Here is a 19,361-nt window from a genome sequence, read left to right as displayed (position 1 = left end):
CGTGGTCGTTAACGTGTCCGCATGAATACAGCCGCCAAGATCCGCTGCGGCGTCTACGCCGCGATTGCCCTCGCCGCGCTCGTCGCCACCTGGAGCCAGAATCTGGCCTACAACGGGGGCGACCGACCTCTGTCCCGGTTCATCCCCGACACAGCGGTGAACCCCGCGTCGCGCTCGATCACGGCAGACATCTTGCTGTTGACCTTGGCGGCGATGATTCTGATGGTTCTCGAAGCCCGCAGACACAACGTGCGGTTCGTCTGGGCCTACATCGCAGGTGCGTTCCTCACCGCGATCAGCGTGACCTTCCCGCTGTTCCTGATCGCCCGCGAACGCCGGTTGGCGGCCGAGGGCTCGGAAACACCCCGGCTGGGTGGCACCGATATAGCACTGCTTTCCGCGCTTACCCTCGTGGCGGCGAGCCTCACCCTGTGGGTCGACGCCCGGTAGCGTCCAGCCCCGACGGCGGCGGCACTGCCCACACCGTCAGTTCGGCCCTGGCCATGCGGCAGGGGCGCATGGCCACAGTTATCCACAATTGGCGATCCTGCTAACAGGTTTTGGTCAGCCGACGTTTTCTGTCGGTTCATCGAACTATTGTTCGATGTATGGGTAGGAATGCGATCGCGGATCGGGACACCATTCTGGGGTGCCTGGACGCGATCGAGGCCGCCTACGACCAGCTGGCGCAGTGCTCGTTCGATGGCCTGAACGCCGAGGAATTGATGGCCGTGCTGACCCGCCGCGAAACGCTGGCCTGGCGCGCACCCGCGGTCGATCACCAGATCCTGGCCCGCCTGGCCGCGCAAGCCAATCCCGGACTGCTCGGGGCGTGCTCGCTGACCAAAGCTCTGGCCGAACGACTTCGGATCAGCCGCGCCGACGCCCGCCGCCGGGTCGCCGAAGCCGCCGAACTAGGACCGCGCACCGCCATGACCGGCCAACCCCTCGATCCCGTACTGCCGGCCCTGGCTGCCGCCCAAGCCTCCGGTCAGATCGGTCCCGAGCACGTGACGATTGCCCGCAAGGCATACGCGAAAATTCCTGCCGCGGTCTCGGCCGACAAACGTGAGCGCATCGACGCCCATCTGGCCGTGCTCGCCGCGGAATACGAACCCGAGATCTTCACCCGATTCGCCCATCACCTCGTGGAAGTGCTCAACGAAGACGACGAGTTCAGCGAGCGAGAACGCCATGCCCACCGCGGGCTACGCCTGGGCCGCCAAGGCCCCGACGGCCTGAGCCCCCTGACCGGCAAAATCACCCCCGAACTACGCGCAACCTTGGAACCCATCCTGGCCAAACTCGCCGCCCCCGGCATGTGCAACCCCGCCGACGAACACCCCTGCGTGCAAGGCACCCCCACCGAAGATCAAATCCGCACCGATGACCGCCGACCCGACCAACGCAACCACGACGCCCTGCTGGCCGCCAGCCGCGCCCTGCTCGCCATCAAAGATCTCGGTCAACTCAACGGCCTGCCAGTCACCGTCATCGTCACCACCACGCTGGCCGAACTCCACGCCGCAGCAGGACACCCCCCACCCGACGCTGCACCTGTCACCGGCAAAGCCCACACCGCCGGCGGGACGCTGCTGCCCATGAGCGACCTGCTGCGGATGGCCGAACACGCCTACCACTATCTCGCCATATTCGACGGCAACGGGCGCGCCCTGTGGCTAGGCCGCACCAGACGCCTCGCATCCGCCGACCAACGCATCGTCCTGCACGCCCGCGACCGCGGCTGCACCCGCCCCGGCTGCACCGTATCGGGGTATCTTTCCCAGGCGCATCACCTCGACAACGACTGGGCCCACAACGGGCGCACCGACGTCGACGCTCTCGCCCTAGCCTGCCCACCCGACAACCGCATGGCCACCGAACACAACTGGCTCACCCGACTCGGCCCCACCGGCAAAGTGGAGTGGATCCCCCCGCCACACCTCGAACGCGGTCAGCCCCGCGTCAATCCGTATCACTTCATCGAAGACATCATCAACACACACCTGCGCCCAGACCCACCACCAGACGACCCGGATCCACCCGAAGATTGGGAACTAGCCCAATGACTAACGGGAACCGGGAGGCACCGACGTCCCGGCAGCCGAAACCGGCGACCGATAGACGCCCACCAGGTTGCGGTGCCACCAGGTCCCGTTGCATCGCCGCTCGGAGCGGGTGGTGAAGCGGTACTCGTAGAGCAGTATCCGCACGAAGCTCGGTGGGCTGTCCGGAAACGGGTTGTGGCGCAACAGACGTAACGTGTCCCGGTCATTGCGCAGTAACCGTTGCAGCAGCGCGTCACGCCACGGCAGCGCGTACCGGGGCGAGAGCGCGGCGAACCACATCAGCCAGTCCAGCCGCAGATGATACGGCGCCCATTGACGCGGAAGGCGTTCCACCGCACCGGGTTTGCCATTGAACTCGTATTCGCTCCAGACCGTCTGGTCGGACAGCTCAGCCTCTGCGGTCCCCTCGATCACCAGCTCCCGGCGGGAACGACCAACAGTCCCGAACGCACCGTAGCTGTTGACCAGATGAAGCGGATTGAAGCTGGCATTCATGCGCTGATGACGTGATGCCAGGTTGCGCACCGGCCAGTAGCTCAGTATCACCACCATCGCGGCGAACACCATCACCAGAGCGGTGAACCACACCGGGGCTGGCGCCATGGCTGGCGGTTGGAGGCCCGAAATCCTTCCGGTCAACCAGGATTCGTCGAGGGCGCCGGCAGCCAAGACGATCGTGATCCAGTTCAGCCAGGCGAAGTTGCCCGAGGCCACCAGCCACAACTGGGTGACGATGATGATCCCGGCGGCCACACCGGCGATGGGCTGCGGAGCGAATAGCCCGAACGGGACCACCAGTTGGGCGACATGGTTGCCCGCTGCCTCTATTCGGTGCAAGGGTTTGGGCAGGTGGTGGAAGAACCAGCTCAACGGCCCCGGCATCGGCTGGGTCTCGTGGTGGTAGTACAAGCAGGTCAAGTCACGCCAGCAGGAATCGCCGCGCAGCTTGATCAGCCCCGCGCCGAACTCGATGCGGAACAGCAGCCAACGAGCCAGCCACATGACCAGTACCGGTGGCGCGACGCGGTCATTGCCCAAGAAGACGGCCAGTAGCCCGCTTTCCAGCAGGATCGATTCCCAGCCGAACGCGTACCACGTCTGGCCGACATTGACAATCGACAGATAGAGCCCCCAGAGCACCAGCCAGATCGCCATCACCGCCCACAGCGGTACCAGCTCGCCGGCTCCCACCATCAGAGCCGCGGCCAGGCCCGCGCCGAGCCAGCACACGCAGGCGAAGAAGCGATCCGAGTAGTACAGGTGAAAGATGCTGGGCGTCAGACGAAACGGGCGGCGGCGCACGTACTGCGGCACCGGCGTCATGCCGTGTTCGCCGATCAGTGCACGGAACTGCCGGGCGGCTGCGACAAACGCGACGACGTAGATGGCGGCGATCCCGCGTTCGAGGATCAATCGGCCCAGCCAGTAGCCGGAACCGCTCAACCACGTCCACTGTGTGTTCACACCTGCAACTCCTCGGTGTGATGTTCATACCACCGGTTGGGGCAGGAATCAGCCGGTTGACAGTGTGCGGTGCAGCAGATGCATGGCCACCGTCGTCGAGCGTTCCCGGACGTCGGCCCGTTCCCCTGGCAACCGGGTGGTCCGCGTGGTCATCCGGCCGTCACCTAGCGCCACACAGAAGCACACCGTGCCCACCGGTTTGTCCGGCGTTCCGCCACCGGGCCCGGCAATTCCGGTGATCGCTACCGCGGTGTCGGCGGAGAAGCGGCGCAGCGCGCCCGCGGCCATGGCCTCGGCCACCGGCTCGGAGACCGCACCGTGTTCGGCGATCAAGGCCGCGTCGACGCCGAGCAGTTCCACCTTCGCCTCGTTGGAGTAGGACACCACTCCGCCGGCCAAGTAATTCGACGCGCCCGGCGGGTCGGCCAACCGGCCCGCCAGCAGGCCCGCGGTGCAGGATTCGGCGGTCGCGATCAGTCGACCGGCTAAGAGCGCCGCCACCAGATCGTCGATCTGCGAACCGTCCTCGGAAAAGATGGCCCGGGAATGCCGTTCACGCAGCAGTGCCAGCAACTGCTCGTAGGCGCCGGCGGCGTCCGGCTCGTAGCGCGTGACGATCTCCAGTTCGCCGCGGCGCAGGCAGGTGGTGATCTCCAGCCGGCGAAAGTCGCCGACGACATCCTGCGCGTGCCGCAGCGTGTCAGCCAGACCGGATTCAGGCAAGCCGAACATCCGGATCATGTGCTGCTCGTAATGCGTCCGTCCGGCCAACGCCTCCTGCACCGCGGCAGTCTCTATTGCCTTGTGCCACATCGGTTGTAGCTCACGAGGCGGCCCCGGTAGCACCACGACGGTCGGCGCACCGGGCACCACCACGCCGGGCGCGGTGCCCACCGGGTCCAGGATCGTCGCGCCGGCCGGAACCATCGCCTGTTTGCGGTTGGCCGCCCGGACCGTCGCAAAATCCGGAGCGCCCGGACCCGTGTAGCGCGCCATCATGGGTTTGATGATGTCGGCGATCCGGGCTTCCAGTTCGTTGTCGAGCACGACGTCACGGCCGCAGAACCTGGCGACGGTGTCGACCGTCAGGTCGTCAGCCGTCGGCCCCAGGCCGCCGCTGGTGATGATCAAGTCCACACCCTCGGCGGCCAGGAACCGCAGCTGACTCTCGATATCCCTGGGCCGGTCACCACAGATCGTGATGTGCGCCAACTCGACTCCGAGTTCTAGGAGCCGGTCGGCCAACCACGGTCCGTTCCGGTCGGTCACACGTCCGGTGAGTACCTCGGTACCGGTGACGACGATTCCTGCGCGTGCGCTCACCGGTCCGAGATTACGCAGTCAGCGTCAGGGCAAGCCCGGAATCAGCATGACCTCCATCGGCGACACCGGAGCAACCGGCGCAACCGGAACGGTCGGCAGATACCCGGTGGGAGCGAACGCCGTCGGCGCCGCAGCCACCGGTGCCGGACCGCCGAAGTTCGGCATCGGGAACGGCAGCACCGAGCTCAGGCTCGCCGGAAGGTTCCCCAAGCCGGGCAGCCCGGTGGCCGAGGCCTGCTGCTGCGGCATCGCGCTCGGCGAGGGCGGCACGTTGAAGGTCGCGGTGGCCAGCGGCGCCTGACCGGGCGTCGCGGGCGGAGCGAAGGTGGTGCCGCTCAGCGCCGAGGTGGTGGTCTGCAGCAACTGCTGCGGAATGCTCGTCGAGGACGCAACCATCTGCTCGACCACACCGGGCAGCCCGGGGTTGATCGGCACGGTGTCGGCGTTGGCGGTGGCGCTGGACGCCAGCGCCCCCAGGAACAGTCCCGCGGCGGTGCCGGCCGCGACGGTCAGGTACTTACGGATTCGTGACATGGCTTCTCCCCAATCCCAACAAATAGAAGGTCGGGACTGAAGTTATCCGTGTGAAAGCTGTTGCCTGTGTGACACGAGGGGCGGTTATGCAACCGTTGCGAACCGGAGCCGCGACAGTTACCGCGCCGGCGTCAGCGGGCCAACCAGCCCTGAGTCTTCGCGAGGTCCGTCGTGTACGTCAGCAAGATGGAGTCCTCGTAGTGCGATCCGCCGTTGAGGGTGTTGTTGTCGCGCCAAATCGCGTGAACGTGGTAGATCCCGCGACTGTAGACATCGACACGCTCGCGCTGGGTGCGCCGCCAGCCGTTCTGCTCCGCTTTTTCCGACAAAATCTCCCGCGCGTCGGTCGCGGTGGTCCCACTGGTCTCAGTGCTCATTGCGCCGGCCTTTTCATCCATAGGCCAAATACGCTATCAGCTGCCCAGATACGTCCTCCCGCCGCGCGGCGCGTGACCGCCCCGGACTGCGAGGCGCCGACGTAACATCGACGGCGATGACCGCAGTACCGAGCGATCCGATCGCCGATGTCGCCCGGACCGAATCCGGCGCCCGGATCGGGGCGTTCTTCGACCTGGACGGCACGTTGGTGTCCGGGTTCACTGCCACCGCACATGCCGGCGACCGGATCCGCCGACGCCAAGCCCGCGCCGGTGAGGTGTTCGGCGTGGTCGAGGCCGCCGTTCGGTACCGCCTGGGACGCATGCAGTTCGAGCGGCTGCTGGTGCGAGCAGCGGGTTATCTGCGCGGCGAGTCCATCGGCGAACTCAACGACGTCGGCGCACGACTGTTCTCCGACCACATCACGAGCCGGATCTACCCACACATGCACGAGATCGTGCGGGCACATCAGCAGCGCGGACACACCGTTGTGCTGAGCTCCTCGGCACTGACCATCCACGCCGAACCGGTAGCCCGGTTCCTGGGCATCGGGCAGGTGCTGTGCAACCGGTTCGAACTCGACGAGCGGGGCATCCTGACCGGTGACATCGTCAAGCCCGTGGTGTGGGGTGCCCAGAAGGCTGCCACGGTGCAGGCGTTCTGCGCCGATAACGGGATTGACCTCGAACAGAGCTTCTTCTACGCCGACGGCGACGAGGATGCCGCTTTGATGGCGCTGGTCGGCCGGCCCCGCCCGGTCAATCCTCGACCCGGGCTGGCGGCGCTGGCCGCCGAGAACGACTGGCCGGTGCTGCGCATCACCGACCCCGTCCGCACCGGTGGGCGGTCCTTACGCCGCGCCGCCGGCTTCGGGGTGGCGGTACTGCGCGCATTTTCCACTCGCTGAACTACTATCCGATGACCCCGGACACGATCGCCGGTAGTGTTAGGTATCACCAGCCCACCTAGGCCCGACTGGCCTCGTGATGCCGAGTCTGGTAGTTAATTAGAACACGTTTCACTTCGATCCCCGCCCCGTTAAGGAGTAGGTCATGCACACTCCCCTCTGCGACGAACTCGGCATCGAGTTCCCGATCTTCGCTTTCACCCACTGTCGCGACGTGGTGGTCGCCGTGAGTAAGGCCGGCGGTTTCGGGGTGCTGGGCGCGGTGGGCTTCACCCCGGAGCAGCTCGAGATCGAGCTGAAGTGGATCGACGAGAACATCGGCGACCACCCGTACGGCGTCGACATCGTCATCCCGAACAAGTACGAGGGCATGGACTCCGGACAGTCCGCCGAGGAACTGGCCGAATCGCTGCGCAAGCTGGTCCCCCAGCAGCACCTCGACTTCGGCAAGAAGCTCCTCGCCGACCACGGCGTGCCGGTCGAGGGCGCCGACGAGGACAGCCTGCAGCTGCTCGGCTGGACCGAAGCGACCGCCACCCCGCAGGTCGAGGTGGCACTGCAGCACCCGAAGGTGACGATGATCGCCAACGCGCTCGGCACTCCCCCGGCGGACATGATCAAGCACATCCACGAGTCGGGCCGCAAGGTCGCCGCGCTGTGCGGCTCCGCGCGACAGGCACAGAAGCACGCCGCGGCCGGCGTGGACATCATCATCGCCCAGGGCGGCGAAGCCGGCGGCCACTGCGGCGACGTGGGCTCGATCGTGCTGTGGCCCGAGGTCGTCAAGGCGGTCGCACCGGTGCCGGTGCTGGCGGCGGGCGGCATCGGCAGCGGCCAGCAGATCGCCGCGGCCCTGGCGCTGGGCGCACAAGGCGCGTGGACCGGTTCACAGTGGCTGATGGTCGAGGAATCCTCGAACACCGAGGCGCAGCACGCGGCCTACATCAAGGCGGGCAGCCGCGACACCGTCCGCAGCCGCTCCTTCACCGGCAAGCCGGCCCGGATGCTGCGCAACGACTGGACCGAGGCCTGGGAAGCCCCGGAGAACCCGAAGCCGTTGGGTATGCCGCTGCAGTACATGGTCTCCGGCATGGCCGTGCGTGCTACGAACAAGTACCCGAACGAGAGCGTCGACGTCGCGTTCAACCCGGTCGGGCAGGTCGTCGGCCAGTTCACCAAGGTGGAGAAGACCGCGACTGTCATCGAACGGTGGATTCAGGAGTACCTCGAGGCCACCAGCACCCTGGAAGCCCTCAACGAAGCATCGGGCGTCTGATCCACTACCGCTCGACGCGCAGAAAAGGTTGTGCGGCAACGGCGTACAAGCCGAACACCGCGAACGGCGCCAACAGCGGTAGCCAGGGCAGCCGCCACGGGAACACCGTCGCGATCAACCCCGCGACGGTGAACCCAACGGCGAAGATCACCGTCGGTACGGTCACCGTGCCGACGTGGCGCAGCGCAAGGTAGCCGACCGCGGCCAGACCGGCCACCGCCGCAGAAACGTTGGGCGAATCGGCCAGGCCAATTGCGACGACGGCAAGCAGCACCGCCATCGTCGCCGCCACTCGCCACCGGAACCCGAGCACCACCGCACCGGCAGACAGCAACGCCGCGATCGCCGCCATACCCGACGCGCCCAAACCGGCGACTCCGGCCATCGCCAGCCCACACATGCCGGACAGCGCCGGCGGCAGGGCTCTGTCGGCTCCCGACGGAAGCGCCATCACCGCACCGCCCGGGGACGACGCCGCTGCGTCACCACGCGCATCGCCTCTTCCAGCGGCTCCTGATCAGGCCACGAGGCGACGTCGACGCCGACGGTGGCCATGTCGCGATACATGGCGCTGCGCTGCAACGTCCAGATCCGGGCCACCAACGGATCCACATCGTTCTCAAACGGCGAGCCGGGCAGCACGTCGACCGCGAGTACCACGTGCCCGCGTTTGCGCAGATCGGTCAGCGCCAGCGCGAATTCGGTGTCGAGCAGCGTCGAGAACGCGATGATCAAGGCACCCGCCGGCACCGCGGCCCGGGGGGCCAGCGTTCCGGTGGTCGACTCGACTCGGTCGCTGGCACCGAGGACGGCGTCGACGATCCGATAGAACTGGCGCTGCCCGATCTCCGTGCCGACCCAGCGCGGGTGGCGGCCACCGAGGATGACGACCCCGGCACGATCGCCATTACGCAACGCGGTCTGCACCACCTGTGCCGCGCCGAGCACCGACCGCTCGGTTGCCTCGGTCGCCGGGCCGGCAGGCTGCGGGTAGGCGTCGATCAGGACCACCACGTCCGCGCCGCGATCGGTCAACCTCTGGGTCACATGCAAGCTGCCGCGTCGCGCACTGACCGGCCAGTTCACCGAGCGTAGCGGGTCGCCGGGAACGTAGGCACGGATATCGGCGTACTCCACACCGCGCCCGGTATGCCGAGTCAGGTGGGTGCCGACCCGGTCGAGTAGCTCGCTTCGCGGGAGCGGCGTGGACTGCGGCGGCGCCGGTGGGAACACGGTGATCTCGGCGATGTCGACGGTTCCGGTCCCGACCAGCAGCCCACCCCGGCCCACGGCGCCCACGGTGGCACGAATCGGATAGCGGCCCCAGCGTCCGGCCGTGGCAGTGACCGCCTTGCGGCACCCAGGCGCGGTGGTGCCCGCCGTGAGCGTGAGCGCGGGATGGGCCGACACCGCCAACTCCAGGCGGTCCACGTCGGGATCCGATGTCGTTGCGCCGAGCACCAATTCGACGGACTCGGTTTCGAAGCAGCGCTGAACCGCGGGTGTGGCGTGTACTCGTAACGCCGGAACGGGTCGCTGGCGCTCCAGCGAGCACAACACCGCCAGCAACGGAGCGGCGAACGCGATCAACTGCCAGCGCGATGCACCTACGGCCACCACCAGGGCCAGTGCGGCACCCGTCGCCAGCGCCTTGGCCAGTGGGGAGGCCCGCCAATGCATGGCGACATCCACCTCGTGGAAGTCGGGGTCTGGCGTCACGTCGGCGTCGCCTCGGGGGTTCTGGGCACCGGCAGCCGCCGCAGCAGCTCCTCCACCACGTCGGCGCCCTGGACCCGGCGCACCCACATCTCCGGCCGTAGCGTGATCCGGTGCGCGATCGCCGACGTGGCCAACGCCTTGACGTCCTCGGGGATCACGTAGTCGCGGCCGAGCAGCAGAGCACGGGCCCGGGCGAGCTGGACCAAGTCGATTTCCGACCGCGGGCTGGCGCCCACCGCCACCTGCGGATGGCGCCGGGTCCCGGTCGCCAGCGACACCACATAGCGCAGCACGTCGTCGTGCACGCTGACCTGTTCCACCGATTCGCGCATCGCCACCAGGTCGTCGGCGTCGACCACTTTGTGCACTATCGGTAAGGCAGCACCGCGATCCAGGCGCCGGCGCAGCATGGCCGCCTCCCCCTGCTCCGAGAGATAGCCCAACCGCAGCCGGATCGCGAACCGGTCCAGCTGCGCCTCCGGCAGCGGGTAAGTGCCCTCGTACTCGATCGGATTGTCGGTTGCCAGCACGATGAACGGCGACGGCAACCGATGCGTGTGGCCGTCGATGCTGACCTGACCTTCGGCCATCGCCTCCAGCAGGGCCGCCTGGGTCTTGGGCGGCGTTCGGTTGATCTCGTCGGCCAGCACCAGGTTGGTGAAGATCGGCCCGCGCCGGAATTCGAAACGGCCCGAGGACATGTCGTAGACGGTCGTGCCGAGCAGGTCGGCGGGCAGCAGGTCGGGGGTGAACTGCACCCGGATGAAGTCCAGTCCGAGCGCGGCGGCGAACGACCGTGCGATCAGCGTCTTGCCCAGGCCGGGCAAGTCTTCGATGAGCACATGTCCGCCGGCGAGCACCGTGGTCAGAATGAGGGTGAGTGCGGACCGCTTACCGACCACGGCCCGTTCGATTTCGTCGAGCACCGCGGTGCAGCGCTCCGCGGTAGTGGCCGCCGCGCCGGACAGCCCGGTGCTCATCGCTGCTCCAGGCGGCACAGGATCTCCTCCAGGACAGCGCGTCCGGGTCCGGGTCCACGGTCTCCGGTGGGCGCGACGTTGCCGGGATCGACCCACGGCCACAGCTCGTCACCGAACAACAGCGCCCCGGTGGCGTCGAACGCCGCAGGATCCTTCGTCCTGCCCCGCCCGGTGGAGGTCTCGAACCGCCGTGCCAGGATCGGTCGCCAGCGCCGATCCCAGTCGGCTCTGGTCGATTCCGCCCAGCGGATTCTGGCTTCGGTGCCCGTCAGCCACTGGCGTATTGCCTCACCGGGTTCGTCGATAGCAACCGGGGCTGCGGGCGGTGCCGAACCTCCCGTGGTCAACAGTCGCCGGATGCCGACTAACGGCAGCGCGACCGCGATGGCCGCCGCCCACAGCAGGAGCTGATGTTGGTGGGTGATCACCGCTACCAGCTCAGCGCCGGCCATCAGCAGGACACCTTGCAGGGCAAGCATTTTCATCGTGGATTCCGCAATTCGTCGAGTACCAGCCGCAGCGCGGCGACCGCGTCGGCGCGGTGTCGCTCGGTCATCAGGTGGGAGCTGAAGCGCGCCTCGGTGAACAGCGCCACCAGCTGGGCCGCGTTCTCCGCGGGCAGGGCATGGTGTTCCACGGCCCGGGCCAGCACTTCGGTGGGTGTGTCGCAGGCGCGGGGGGCGACGTCGGGAACGGCGCCGAGGTGGCTTTCCATCACCGCGTAGCAGGCGATGATCGCCGCCCGTGGCTCGCGACTGCGATCGACCACACGGGCCAGGCCGAGTTCCGCTGCCCGCGCAAGGTTTTCGCCGGCACTCGACACTTCCGCCTCAGCCGGAATGGCGATGGTCACGGGCGGTCTGGGATCGGGGCGCCGGGTGCGTGCGGCAACGACCGCGGTGGCGATCAGAGCCAGCAGCAGGGCGGCGACGGCCAGCAGATAGGCGGACGCGCCACCGGCCGGTCCGCCGGGAACCGCCCGCGACGGCGGGGCCGCTGCGTCGGGCGAGCCCGGCGTTGCCTCACCCAGCCCGGGCACCTCCGCGGGGATCTCGAAACGGTGCCCGCCGCCGAGCTTCGCCAGCACCACGATTGTCAGCAGCCACAACGCCAGCGCCGCCACGACTATCAGCACCCTGCGCCAGGCCGGCCCCCGACCGGCTCCGACGGTCAGAGACAACTGGCCGATGCTGCCGACTCTCGCGGGGTGATGACGAGCCCGGTGCACGACGGCGGCCGCGATGATGGCGCCCGACACCGTTAACAGCGCCGCCAAAACGATCGGCTGTACCGTGCCTGGGTCGCTCGTCCGGTGCGGCTCGGGCGGGGCGCCGGGAACGTATCCGCGAATTGCGGCGCCGGCCGCGAACAGCAAGACGATCAGGGCGATCACCCGCACGGTCGTCCTGTCGCTACCGGCTGTCCCCGGAACACCAGTCATCTGGGTTTCCCGCCGTCGCCACGGCATTCCCCATACTGGCATGCCGGGGCGGACAGCGGCCAGCGTCGCGTGAAGGACGCTGCGCTGTTCAGCCGGACTTCTCGTCGTGCCCGCCGAACTGCTTGCGCATGGCCGAAAGCACCTTCGCGCCGAACTCGAACAGCTGGCGCGAGGCGAATCGCGCGTACAGCGCAGTGGTCAGCACCGGGGCGGGCACGCCCTCGTCGATCGCGGCGATCACGGTCCATCGACCCTCGCCGGAATCGGAGACCCGGCCGGCGAATTCCTCCAGCTCCGGTGACTTCTGCAACGCACTGGCGGTCAGATCCAGCAGCCAGGAGCCGATCACGCTGCCCCGCCGCCAGACCTCGGTGACCTGCTCGATATCGATGTCGTACCGATAGAACTCGGGATTGCTCAGCGGCGCAGTTTCGGCATCACCCTGCTGGTCCTGCTTGCCGATGTTGGCGTGGTGCAAGATGTTCAGACCCTCGGCGATCGAGGCCATCATCCCGTACTCAATTCCGTTGTGCACCATCTTGACGAAGTGCCCGGCACCCGACGGACCGCAGTACAGATATCCGTTCTCGGCCTGCGAGACCGCACCCTCGCGCCCCGGCGTGCGCGGGGCCGCGTCCACCCCGGGAGCCACGGTCGCGAAGATCGGCTCGACATGGTCGAACGCTGCCCGATCCCCGCCGACCATGAGGCAGTAACCCCGTTCGCGGCCCCACACTCCGCCACTGGTACCGCAGTCGAGTAGATGAATACCTTTGTCGCCCAATATCTTTGCGTGCATGATGTCGTCACGGTAATAGGAGTTTCCACCGTCGATCACGATGTCGCCGGCGGCCAGTGTACCGGCCAGTTCTTCGATGACACCGGTGGTGATGGCACCGGCCGGCACCATCACCCAGACCACCCGAGGAGCGGACAGCTCCGCCGCGAGTTCGGCCACCGAAGACACCCCGGTGGTGTTGGCCTCGGTGAGCACTGCGCCGACCGCGTCGGCGTTGTGGTCGTAGACCACGCATTCGTGACCGCCGTCGACCATGCGCCGAACGAGATTGGCGCCCATTCGGCCCAGGCCGATCATCCCCAGTCGCATGGTGCGCTGCTCCTTACCGTGACCGGCCGTCATCCGCTCGAAGCTAACGCACCATCCTGGACAAAAGCTGACCTGCGGATGCGTCGGGCGCGATTACCCGACCTGGGCGATCCCCGGCGGGAAGTAGGGGCCGATGCCCCCGGTGTAGATGCCGGGCTGCCAGCCCCGCGCACCCAGGCACAGCAGCGGCAACCCGTCGGGCGACTGCGCCGCCGACTGTGGGTTCGGGCACGGCGAACCGATCTCCTGTACCCCGTAAAGCGGGTAGGAGATCTGCCAGAACCCGGTGTCCTTGGGCGGCCACTGGTTGGCGATGAAATGGCATGCCAGCGCTTGGCCGTTGGGGCCGTGGCCGTAGATGAAGCGCTCCCAGCTGAAGCAGGCGTCGCCCTGGCGCTGGCCATCGACCATGCCCGGCACATCGCCGGGGTAGGCATCGGCGTCCGGTGCGGCGCCGATAGCGACTGCACCCGCGGCTCCCACGATGAAAGCAGCTGCAGCTAGTTCACGAATCATTCTTCGCCCTCAGTCTGTCGATCCAGGCCACCCATCGGCGACGCGTCAGAGCCTAACGGGTGGTCGCCGCACGCCATCGCGAATCCGTCGAAACCTCGCGGGCCCGGCCCGCTAAAGTCCCGCGGATGACCAGTACGCAGTCGCGGCTCGACCCATCGCACGGCCAGCTGCTGCTCCGCACTGAGGTGGCGGGGCGAGCGGCAAAGATGGGCCATCGGCTCACCATCGTGATGGAGCGCTGGGAAGCAACCGTGTCGTGGTCCGGCGACCGGCCTACTGCCCTGGAGCTTGCTGTCGAGGTGGATTCACTGCAAGTGCTGCGCGGTGAGGGTGGAATGACGCCGCTGAGCGCGCCGGAGAAGACGCTGATCCGCAGCAATGCGCTCAAATGCCTCGACAGCACCAAATATCGGCTGATCCGGTTCGGGTCCACCGACGTCGAACCGACCGATGACGGCTATCGACTGACCGGAGAGCTGGAGATCCACGGCCGGCGCAAGCCGCACGTCATCGCGGTTCGGGTGGCCAAGGACGGCGACGCTGACGGCGGCTCCTGGCAGGTGGACGGCGACACCCGAGTGCGTCACAGCGACTTCGGTGTGCGGCGCTATTCGATGCTGATGGGAGCCATGCAGGTCGCCGACGAGGTGACGGTGTCCTTCTCGGGGACCATCGCGGCCGACGAGCTCGACGGGGCCTGAGTCAGCGGCCGGGAAGGCCGAAAATGTGGTCCCGAACGCGTTGCAGCAGCGACGGGACGCCATCCGGAGAAGGTTCCTGCAGGTCCGGGTCAGCCAACGGCGCGTCCCACAGCGAGCCGAACTCCGCGGGTGCCTCTTCCGAGGTCTCGCCCGGGGGTGCCGTCGCGGCGGGTGACGGTGGCAGGGCCGGGGCGGCCGCCGGTGGGGCGGCGGGAACGGCGACGCGGGCCACCGTCGCGTGCTGCGGCGGAGGCAGATCCGGGACTGCCCTGTTTGGGCCGAGCTGCAAGCTCAACGCGGCGGCCACCGAGGACACCAATGTCACCGCTCCCCCCGCCAGCATCAGCAGGGCTCCGGCGTACGACAGTGGCCGCACCCGGCGCCGGCCGGCGTTACCCATCTCCGTGCCGGCCGCGGGCGACTCAAGCGGCGCCGAGGTCAATTCGGCGTGCGGGGCCAGCGTCAGGGCCGCCCCGCGCGCCAACGCCTGAAACGCTCCGCCTTGGACGAAGACCGGCATCGACAGCTTGGACTCCAAGCGGCGTCCGAGCCGGTCCATACCCCGCACCGATCCGGCCACCATAAGCAGCTCCGGCCGCCGACCGCCCGAGGCCAAGGCGTCAGCCAGCCAGCCGGTCACATCGTCGACGCCGCCGATCGGACAGGCGGTGACGATCGGATCCGGGGCTCCGGGCAGGACCAGGGTGGCCACACCGGCTTCGACCACGCATACCGCGGCCGGTGCATGTCGTGGGCCGATTCCGTCGGCCAGCGACATGGCAGCCCGGCTATAGCGCACCGGAACCACGTGTTCGAAGTCGGCGTCTGCCAGCGACTCAAGCAGCAGCGCGGCGCCGACCGCCGCTTCATCGCTCCAGGTCACTGCCACGCCGTGCAATCGCTCGCCACGGGAGGCCAACATGGTGCGCGCCCGGGCAGCCACCGCTGCCGCCTGCGCCGCCAGAGCCACCACGTCGGGTCCCGCGCCACCGCCGGCGGCACTCAGCTCTTCACCGATAACCGTCGGGCAGCCCGAGTCGCCCGCGTCGGCCATGACCCAGCCGATTGTCGACGGCGTGATCGCCAGCCCCAGTACGGTGTCCAAAATCGCGCGCCCCAATCGTCCTGACCTGCGATGTCACCGCGTCTGCTCAGGGCCTTCACCGGGCCCGTGAACGGATCGGCGGGGCGCCGGAACGGACCGGGGACAGCTCAGGACTGTGTGGTCTTGTCGGCTTACCGGAGGGGAGCCTACGCGTGTCGTGCGGCTTGTCCTAACCGGGTCCCGCCCGAAAATCGGGTATGCTATATGCGAGTCGGATCCCTAGACGGCCGCTTGACTTGCAAATTGCGGCCGTTGCTGCATGTAAGGGCCGATGCCGAAGTGGTGGCGCGCGTGGCGTCGCGATCGAGAGATTGAACGTTCCACAGCAAGACGACAAGGGGCAGGAATGACAGACGTGACCAAGGGATTGCGCTGGGCACGCCGACTTTTGGTCGGCGCGGTAGCTGCCGCAGCGCTGCCGGGCCTGATCGGCCTGACAGGTAGCGAGGCAACCGCATCGGCGTTCTCCCGGCCGGGTCTGCCGGTCGAGTACCTGCAGGTCCCTTCGGCAGGTATGGGCCGTGACATCAAGGTGCAGTTCCAGCCTGGCGGGTCCGGCTCCCCGGGCCTGTACCTGCTCGACGGCATGCGCGCCCAGGACGACTACAACGGCTGGGACATCAACACCCCGGCATTCGAGTGGTACTACCAGTCGGGCATCTCGGTGATCATGCCGGTCGGTGGCCAGTCCAGCTTCTACAGCGACTGGTACAAGCCGGCCTGCGGTAAGGCAGGTTGCTCCACCTACAAGTGGGAGACCTTCCTCACCAGCGAGCTGCCGTCCTACCTGGCCTCGGAGTACGGCGTGAGCCAGAGCCGCAACGCCGCGGTCGGCCTGTCGATGGCCGGCGCCTCGGCGATGACGCTGGCGATCTACCACCCCAACCAGTTCACCTACGCGGGCTCGCTGTCGGGTTACATCAACCCCTCCGACGGCAAGAGCTGGATCGGCCTGGCCATGGGCGACGCGGGCGGCTACAAGAAGGAAGACATGTGGGGCCCGGACGACGACCCGGCCTGGTTGCGCAACGACCCGACGGTCAACGTCGGCAAGCTGGTGGCCAACAACACCCGGCTGTGGGTCTACTGCGGTAACGGTCGCCCGAACGAGTTGGGCGGCGACAACATCCCCGCGACGTTCCTCGAGGGCAACTTCATGATCGGCCAGAACAAGAAGTTCCAGGAGCTCTACACCGCCGCCGGTGGCAACAACGCCGTGTTCAACTTCCCGGACTACGGCACCCACAGCTGGGAGTACTGGGGCGCTCAGCTGCAGGCTATGAAGCCGGACCTGCAGAGCCACCTGGGCGCCAGCGCGGGTTAAGCACCCGACCCGACCGCAGCGGTCTTACCACTGGGCCCCATCCGATTCCGGGTGGGGCCCAGTGCTTTGTCGCCGATGGGGTTACCGTGGCGCCGCCGACGTGATTGGATGGCGAACATGCAGGGTTCGGCGACAGTTCATATGGCGGCTCCGGCCGAGCGGATCTGGGATCTGGTGGCCGACGTCCGTAACATCGGGAAGTTCTCACCGGAAACCTTTGAGGCTGAATGGCTCGACGGTGCCGATGGTCCCGCGGTGGGCGCACGATTCCGCGGGCATGTGCGACGCAACGGGATCGGGCCGGTGTACTGGACCACCTGCCGAGTCACCGAGTGCGAGCCGAACCGGGTGTTCGGCTTCGCGGTGCTCGCCGGTGACCGTGCGGTGAACCGGTGGCGCTACGAGCTCACCCCCACTGCGAATGGCACCGACGTCACCGAATCGTTCCAGCTGGCCAATTCCTTCCTCACCACCGTCTACTACTACGCATTCGGCGGTTTTCTACGGCAGCGCAACAACATTCGCGATATGCGGCGCACCTTGGAGCGAATCCGCGAGGTCGCAGAACAGCCCTAGCAGCTCAGGCCAGGCTGTCCGGGTCGGCCAGCGGCAGCAGCAGGAACGACGGGGTGGGGCCGCCCTGCTGCACCTGGTAAAGGCCGCCCGCCAGCGCCTGGCGGGTGGCCGCGGTCGGTACCAGGTGCGGAAAATCGTAGGTGGTCAACGTCAGCCGCAACCGGTGCCCCGGCGCCATCAGCGCCGCTGTCGGGAAGATCTCGATGTCGTAGCCGGTCAACTCCCCCGGCTCCACCGGTCGCACCGCAGCGCGGGTGCTGATGTGTTGGGGGCGCAGCACGGTGCCATCCGGCAGGTACCAAGTACGGTCCGGGTCCAACTCGCGGTGCGAGCCGAGCAGCGCTCCCATGGTCAGCGGGCGGTTGACCCCCTCGGGTGCGACGTCGTCGAGGTGCGCGACCCAGAGTGTCTCGGCGGTGTCGGCCGTCGCCTGCACACGCAGCGTGATCGGTCCGGCGATCAGTGTCGGCGAGTCGAACGCCTCAGTGGTGTAGGTAAGAGCTCCCCGCTGCACCCGGCGGTTGTCCTGGTCGTGCCGGGTACGTCCGCCGGCCACAGTGGTGGCAAAGCTGTTCAGCCCCAACGACCACTGTTCGAGGCTGCGCCCCGATACCGGACCGTGCGAGCGGTACGGCAACGCGGCGAGGCTTTGCTCCTCCTGAGCGTCGACAGTCAACCGACCGGCGTGCGACAGGTAGAGCCGGGTCGGCGTCGCCTCGGGAATCGGGTACTCGCGGGTGTGGTACCAGCGCCGGTCACCGATCGCCTGGAAGGTGAACGGTGCACCCGAGATAGCCGCAGCCGCATCGTCTTTGAGCCAATAATCGAACCAGCGCAGTTGCAGATCCAGCAGGTGCAGACCGCCATAGTCCGAAACGTGGTACCAGGGGCCCATCATCAGTTTGATTCGGTCGGTCAGGGGTTGCCCGGGCACCATCGGCGCATTGGGCGGCCGGCCGGTGTAGGCGTTCTGCAACGCCGCATAGTTCAGCGGTGCGCCGCGCTGAAAGGCATCGTGCCAACCGCCGGTCAGGAAAACAGCCACATTGTTGGCGGCGATCTCGGGCAGCACCAAGTCCGGCCGCATGCTGTCCCAGAACGGCCCGTCGTAGGCGGCATCACCGCCGGTGCGCGCCTCGGCGATCAGCGGCCCGAAGTAGCCGCGTTGGGCTCTGCCGCGCTGGCGCACCGCGGCCAGCCCGCCGGCACGGGGCCGCGAATGGCTGCCGGGGGTGAAGAACTCCAGCGTCGGGTTGAGCACGTTGAGCAACGCGTACACCGAGCCGTAGGCGCGCACCGTACGCAGGTGCGACACCCCGCCCATGGCGGCGGCATCCCGATAGAAGTCGTTGGCGGCCATCACCGGGAAGATCGCCTTCAGCGGTGAGTCCGGGCCCACCGCGGCCGCGGTGAACAACTGATTGATGGCCAGGTAGGAGATACCGAACATGCCGACTCGGCCATTGGAGTTGGGCAATGTGGCTGCCCAGGTGACCAGCTCGACACCGTCGCGCGTCTGGTCCGCGCCGAACATCTCGAACGATCCGCCGGATGCCCCGGTGCCACGGACGTCGACCATCACCTCGATGTAGCCCCGCCGAATCAGATGCGGCGAGGGCCCGCCACCTAACTGCGCCGCGGGCGGCGGCGCCAACTTGCCATACGGGGTCACCGACAGCAGCACCGGGAACGGCCCTTCAGCGGGCGCGCCGGTCGCGGGGACGGTGGGGTAATGGATATTGGCGCGCAGTACGACGCCGTCGCTCATCTGCACCGCGACATTGCGCCGTATCCCGACGCCGTAGCACGCAGGTCCGGCTGTCCACTCCGGGCTCAGCGGCGATGGGTTGGTCTTGCGGGGACGCGCGGCACCCGACTTCCGCATTGCGACGCCGGCGGCCCCCGCCGCAGCAGCTGCCGCCAGCACCAATCCGACCTTG

General features: G+C 67.7%; 20 protein-coding genes. 7 read left to right on the top strand and 13 right to left on the bottom strand.

Going from position 1 to position 19,361, the window contains the following annotated elements; all coding sequences use genetic code 11:
* The first annotated feature begins 21 nt into the window (after window positions 1–21).
* On the top strand, window positions 22–450 hold the full coding sequence (locus ABW16_RS03695) for a DUF2834 domain-containing protein (protein WP_047317808.1): 429 nt from the start codon (window positions 22–24) through the stop codon (window positions 448–450).
* Window positions 451–608: 158 nt separating this feature from the next.
* On the top strand, window positions 609–2,069 hold the full coding sequence (locus ABW16_RS03690) for an HNH endonuclease signature motif containing protein (RefSeq protein WP_047317807.1): 1,461 nt from the start codon (window positions 609–611) through the stop codon (window positions 2,067–2,069).
* Here the strand turns inward: ABW16_RS03690 and ABW16_RS03685 are convergent, their stop codons facing one another.
* From ABW16_RS03685 to ABW16_RS03670, 4 genes are all read right to left on the bottom strand, one after another.
* Window positions 2,070–3,533, bottom strand: a complete 1,464-nt coding sequence (locus ABW16_RS03685; RefSeq protein ID WP_047317806.1) for a lipase maturation factor family protein — start codon at window positions 3,531–3,533, stop codon at window positions 2,070–2,072.
* Window positions 3,534–3,581: 48 nt separating this feature from the next.
* Window positions 3,582–4,856 (bottom strand): competence/damage-inducible protein A, encoded by a 1,275-nt coding sequence (locus ABW16_RS03680; protein WP_047317805.1) that lies wholly within the window; start codon window positions 4,854–4,856, stop codon window positions 3,582–3,584.
* A gap of 24 nt (window positions 4,857–4,880) precedes the next feature.
* Window positions 4,881–5,390: a hypothetical protein gene (locus ABW16_RS03675; RefSeq protein ID WP_047317804.1), complete on the bottom strand. Its 510-nt coding sequence runs from the start codon at window positions 5,388–5,390 to the stop codon at window positions 4,881–4,883.
* 131 nt (window positions 5,391–5,521) lie between these two features.
* Complete coding sequence (locus tag ABW16_RS03670) at window positions 5,522–5,767, bottom strand: hypothetical protein (RefSeq protein WP_047318087.1); 246 nt, start codon at window positions 5,765–5,767, stop codon at window positions 5,522–5,524.
* Window positions 5,768–5,883: 116 nt separating this feature from the next.
* On the opposite strand from ABW16_RS03670, the gene ABW16_RS03665 reads away from it, so the two are divergent.
* Complete coding sequence (locus ABW16_RS03665; protein ID WP_047317803.1) at window positions 5,884–6,675, top strand: HAD family hydrolase; 792 nt, start codon at window positions 5,884–5,886, stop codon at window positions 6,673–6,675.
* A gap of 145 nt (window positions 6,676–6,820) precedes the next feature.
* Window positions 6,821–7,951: a nitronate monooxygenase gene (locus ABW16_RS03660; protein ID WP_047317802.1), complete on the top strand. Its 1,131-nt coding sequence runs from the start codon at window positions 6,821–6,823 to the stop codon at window positions 7,949–7,951.
* Window positions 7,952–7,955: 4 nt separating this feature from the next.
* Here the strand turns inward: ABW16_RS03660 and ABW16_RS03655 are convergent, their stop codons facing one another.
* The 7 genes from ABW16_RS03655 to ABW16_RS03625 all read right to left on the bottom strand — a co-directional run bounded on the left by ABW16_RS03655 (window position 7,956) and on the right by ABW16_RS03625 (window position 13,715).
* The gene (locus ABW16_RS03655) at window positions 7,956–8,402 is read right to left on the bottom strand and encodes a hypothetical protein (RefSeq protein WP_047317801.1); all 447 of its coding nucleotides are present in this window, start codon (window positions 8,400–8,402) and stop codon (window positions 7,956–7,958) included.
* Complete coding sequence (locus ABW16_RS03650) at window positions 8,402–9,631, bottom strand: DUF58 domain-containing protein (protein ID WP_047318086.1); 1,230 nt, start codon at window positions 9,629–9,631, stop codon at window positions 8,402–8,404. The genes ABW16_RS03655 and ABW16_RS03650 overlap by 1 nt, the downstream gene beginning before the upstream one ends.
* A gap of 35 nt (window positions 9,632–9,666) precedes the next feature.
* Complete coding sequence (locus ABW16_RS03645; RefSeq protein WP_047318085.1) at window positions 9,667–10,638, bottom strand: AAA family ATPase; 972 nt, start codon at window positions 10,636–10,638, stop codon at window positions 9,667–9,669.
* An 8-nt stretch (window positions 10,639–10,646) separates the two neighbouring features.
* Window positions 10,647–11,135, bottom strand: a complete 489-nt coding sequence (locus ABW16_RS03640; protein WP_047317800.1) for a hypothetical protein — start codon at window positions 11,133–11,135, stop codon at window positions 10,647–10,649.
* Window positions 11,132–12,091: a DUF4129 domain-containing protein gene (locus tag ABW16_RS03635; protein WP_047317799.1), complete on the bottom strand. Its 960-nt coding sequence runs from the start codon at window positions 12,089–12,091 to the stop codon at window positions 11,132–11,134. The genes ABW16_RS03640 and ABW16_RS03635 overlap by 4 nt, the downstream gene beginning before the upstream one ends.
* Before the next feature lie 88 nt (window positions 12,092–12,179).
* A complete protein-coding gene (gene gnd, locus ABW16_RS03630; RefSeq protein WP_047318084.1) occupies window positions 12,180–13,199 on the bottom strand; it encodes a phosphogluconate dehydrogenase (NAD(+)-dependent, decarboxylating) in 1,020 nt (339 codons plus the stop codon).
* 93 nt (window positions 13,200–13,292) lie between these two features.
* Window positions 13,293–13,715 carry a hypothetical protein gene (locus ABW16_RS03625; RefSeq protein ID WP_047317798.1) on the bottom strand — a complete coding sequence of 141 codons (423 nt, stop codon included), beginning with the start codon at window positions 13,713–13,715 and terminating at the stop codon, window positions 13,293–13,295.
* Between the two features lie 125 nt (window positions 13,716–13,840).
* On the opposite strand from ABW16_RS03625, the gene ABW16_RS03620 reads away from it, so the two are divergent.
* On the top strand, window positions 13,841–14,416 hold the full coding sequence (locus ABW16_RS03620) for a YceI family protein (RefSeq protein WP_047317797.1): 576 nt from the start codon (window positions 13,841–13,843) through the stop codon (window positions 14,414–14,416).
* A 1-nt stretch (window position 14,417) separates the two neighbouring features.
* On the opposite strand, the gene ABW16_RS03615 is transcribed toward ABW16_RS03620, so the two are convergent.
* Window positions 14,418–15,521: a hypothetical protein gene (locus tag ABW16_RS03615; protein ID WP_047317796.1), complete on the bottom strand. Its 1,104-nt coding sequence runs from the start codon at window positions 15,519–15,521 to the stop codon at window positions 14,418–14,420.
* 346 nt (window positions 15,522–15,867) lie between these two features.
* On the opposite strand from ABW16_RS03615, the gene ABW16_RS03610 reads away from it, so the two are divergent.
* Window positions 15,868–16,845, top strand: coding sequence for an esterase family protein (locus ABW16_RS03610; RefSeq protein WP_047317795.1), 978 nt, complete (start codon window positions 15,868–15,870; stop codon window positions 16,843–16,845).
* Window positions 16,846–16,953: 108 nt separating this feature from the next.
* Complete coding sequence (locus ABW16_RS03605) at window positions 16,954–17,421, top strand: SRPBCC family protein (protein WP_082133939.1); 468 nt, start codon at window positions 16,954–16,956, stop codon at window positions 17,419–17,421.
* A 4-nt stretch (window positions 17,422–17,425) separates the two neighbouring features.
* On the opposite strand, the gene ABW16_RS03600 is transcribed toward ABW16_RS03605, so the two are convergent.
* Window positions 17,426–19,189: a CocE/NonD family hydrolase gene (locus tag ABW16_RS03600; RefSeq protein ID WP_047318083.1), complete on the bottom strand. Its 1,764-nt coding sequence runs from the start codon at window positions 19,187–19,189 to the stop codon at window positions 17,426–17,428.
* Between the last annotated feature and the right edge of the window lie 172 nt (window positions 19,190–19,361).

Source organism: Mycolicibacter heraklionensis (assembly GCF_001021505.1).
GTDB lineage: Bacteria > Actinomycetota > Actinomycetes > Mycobacteriales > Mycobacteriaceae > Mycobacterium > Mycobacterium heraklionense.
The sequence above is the reverse complement of the archived record's forward strand: the minus strand, read 5'-3'. Positions and strand labels throughout refer to the sequence as shown.

Bases quoted from the DNA above. Each gene is read 5' to 3' on its own strand.
- ABW16_RS03695 (WP_047317808.1), top strand. From the start codon at position 22: ATGAATACAGCCGCCAAGATCCGCTGCGGCGTCTACGCCGCGATTGCC.
- ABW16_RS03690 (WP_047317807.1), top strand. From the start codon at position 609: ATGGGTAGGAATGCGATCGCGGATCGGGACACCATTCTGGGGTGCCTG.
- ABW16_RS03675 (WP_047317804.1), bottom strand. From the start codon at position 5,390: ATGTCACGAATCCGTAAGTACCTGACCGTCGCGGCCGGCACCGCCGCG.
- ABW16_RS03670 (WP_047318087.1), bottom strand. From the start codon at position 5,767: ATGAGCACTGAGACCAGTGGGACCACCGCGACCGACGCGCGGGAGATT.
- ABW16_RS03665 (WP_047317803.1), top strand. From the start codon at position 5,884: ATGACCGCAGTACCGAGCGATCCGATCGCCGATGTCGCCCGGACCGAA.
- ABW16_RS03660 (WP_047317802.1), top strand. From the start codon at position 6,821: ATGCACACTCCCCTCTGCGACGAACTCGGCATCGAGTTCCCGATCTTC.
- ABW16_RS03655 (WP_047317801.1), bottom strand. From the start codon at position 8,402: ATGGCGCTTCCGTCGGGAGCCGACAGAGCCCTGCCGCCGGCGCTGTCC.
- ABW16_RS03650 (WP_047318086.1), bottom strand. From the start codon at position 9,631: ATGCATTGGCGGGCCTCCCCACTGGCCAAGGCGCTGGCGACGGGTGCC.
- ABW16_RS03640 (WP_047317800.1), bottom strand. From the start codon at position 11,135: ATGAAAATGCTTGCCCTGCAAGGTGTCCTGCTGATGGCCGGCGCTGAG.
- ABW16_RS03635 (WP_047317799.1), bottom strand. From the start codon at position 12,091: ATGACTGGTGTTCCGGGGACAGCCGGTAGCGACAGGACGACCGTGCGG.
- gnd (WP_047318084.1), bottom strand. From the start codon at position 13,199: ATGCGACTGGGGATGATCGGCCTGGGCCGAATGGGCGCCAATCTCGTT.
- ABW16_RS03625 (WP_047317798.1), bottom strand. From the start codon at position 13,715: ATGATTCGTGAACTAGCTGCAGCTGCTTTCATCGTGGGAGCCGCGGGT.
- ABW16_RS03620 (WP_047317797.1), top strand. From the start codon at position 13,841: ATGACCAGTACGCAGTCGCGGCTCGACCCATCGCACGGCCAGCTGCTG.
- ABW16_RS03610 (WP_047317795.1), top strand. From the start codon at position 15,868: ATGACAGACGTGACCAAGGGATTGCGCTGGGCACGCCGACTTTTGGTC.
- ABW16_RS03605 (WP_082133939.1), top strand. From the start codon at position 16,954: ATGGCGAACATGCAGGGTTCGGCGACAGTTCATATGGCGGCTCCGGCC.
- ABW16_RS03600 (WP_047318083.1), bottom strand. From the start codon at position 19,189: ATGAGCGACGGCGTCGTACTGCGCGCCAATATCCATTACCCCACCGTC.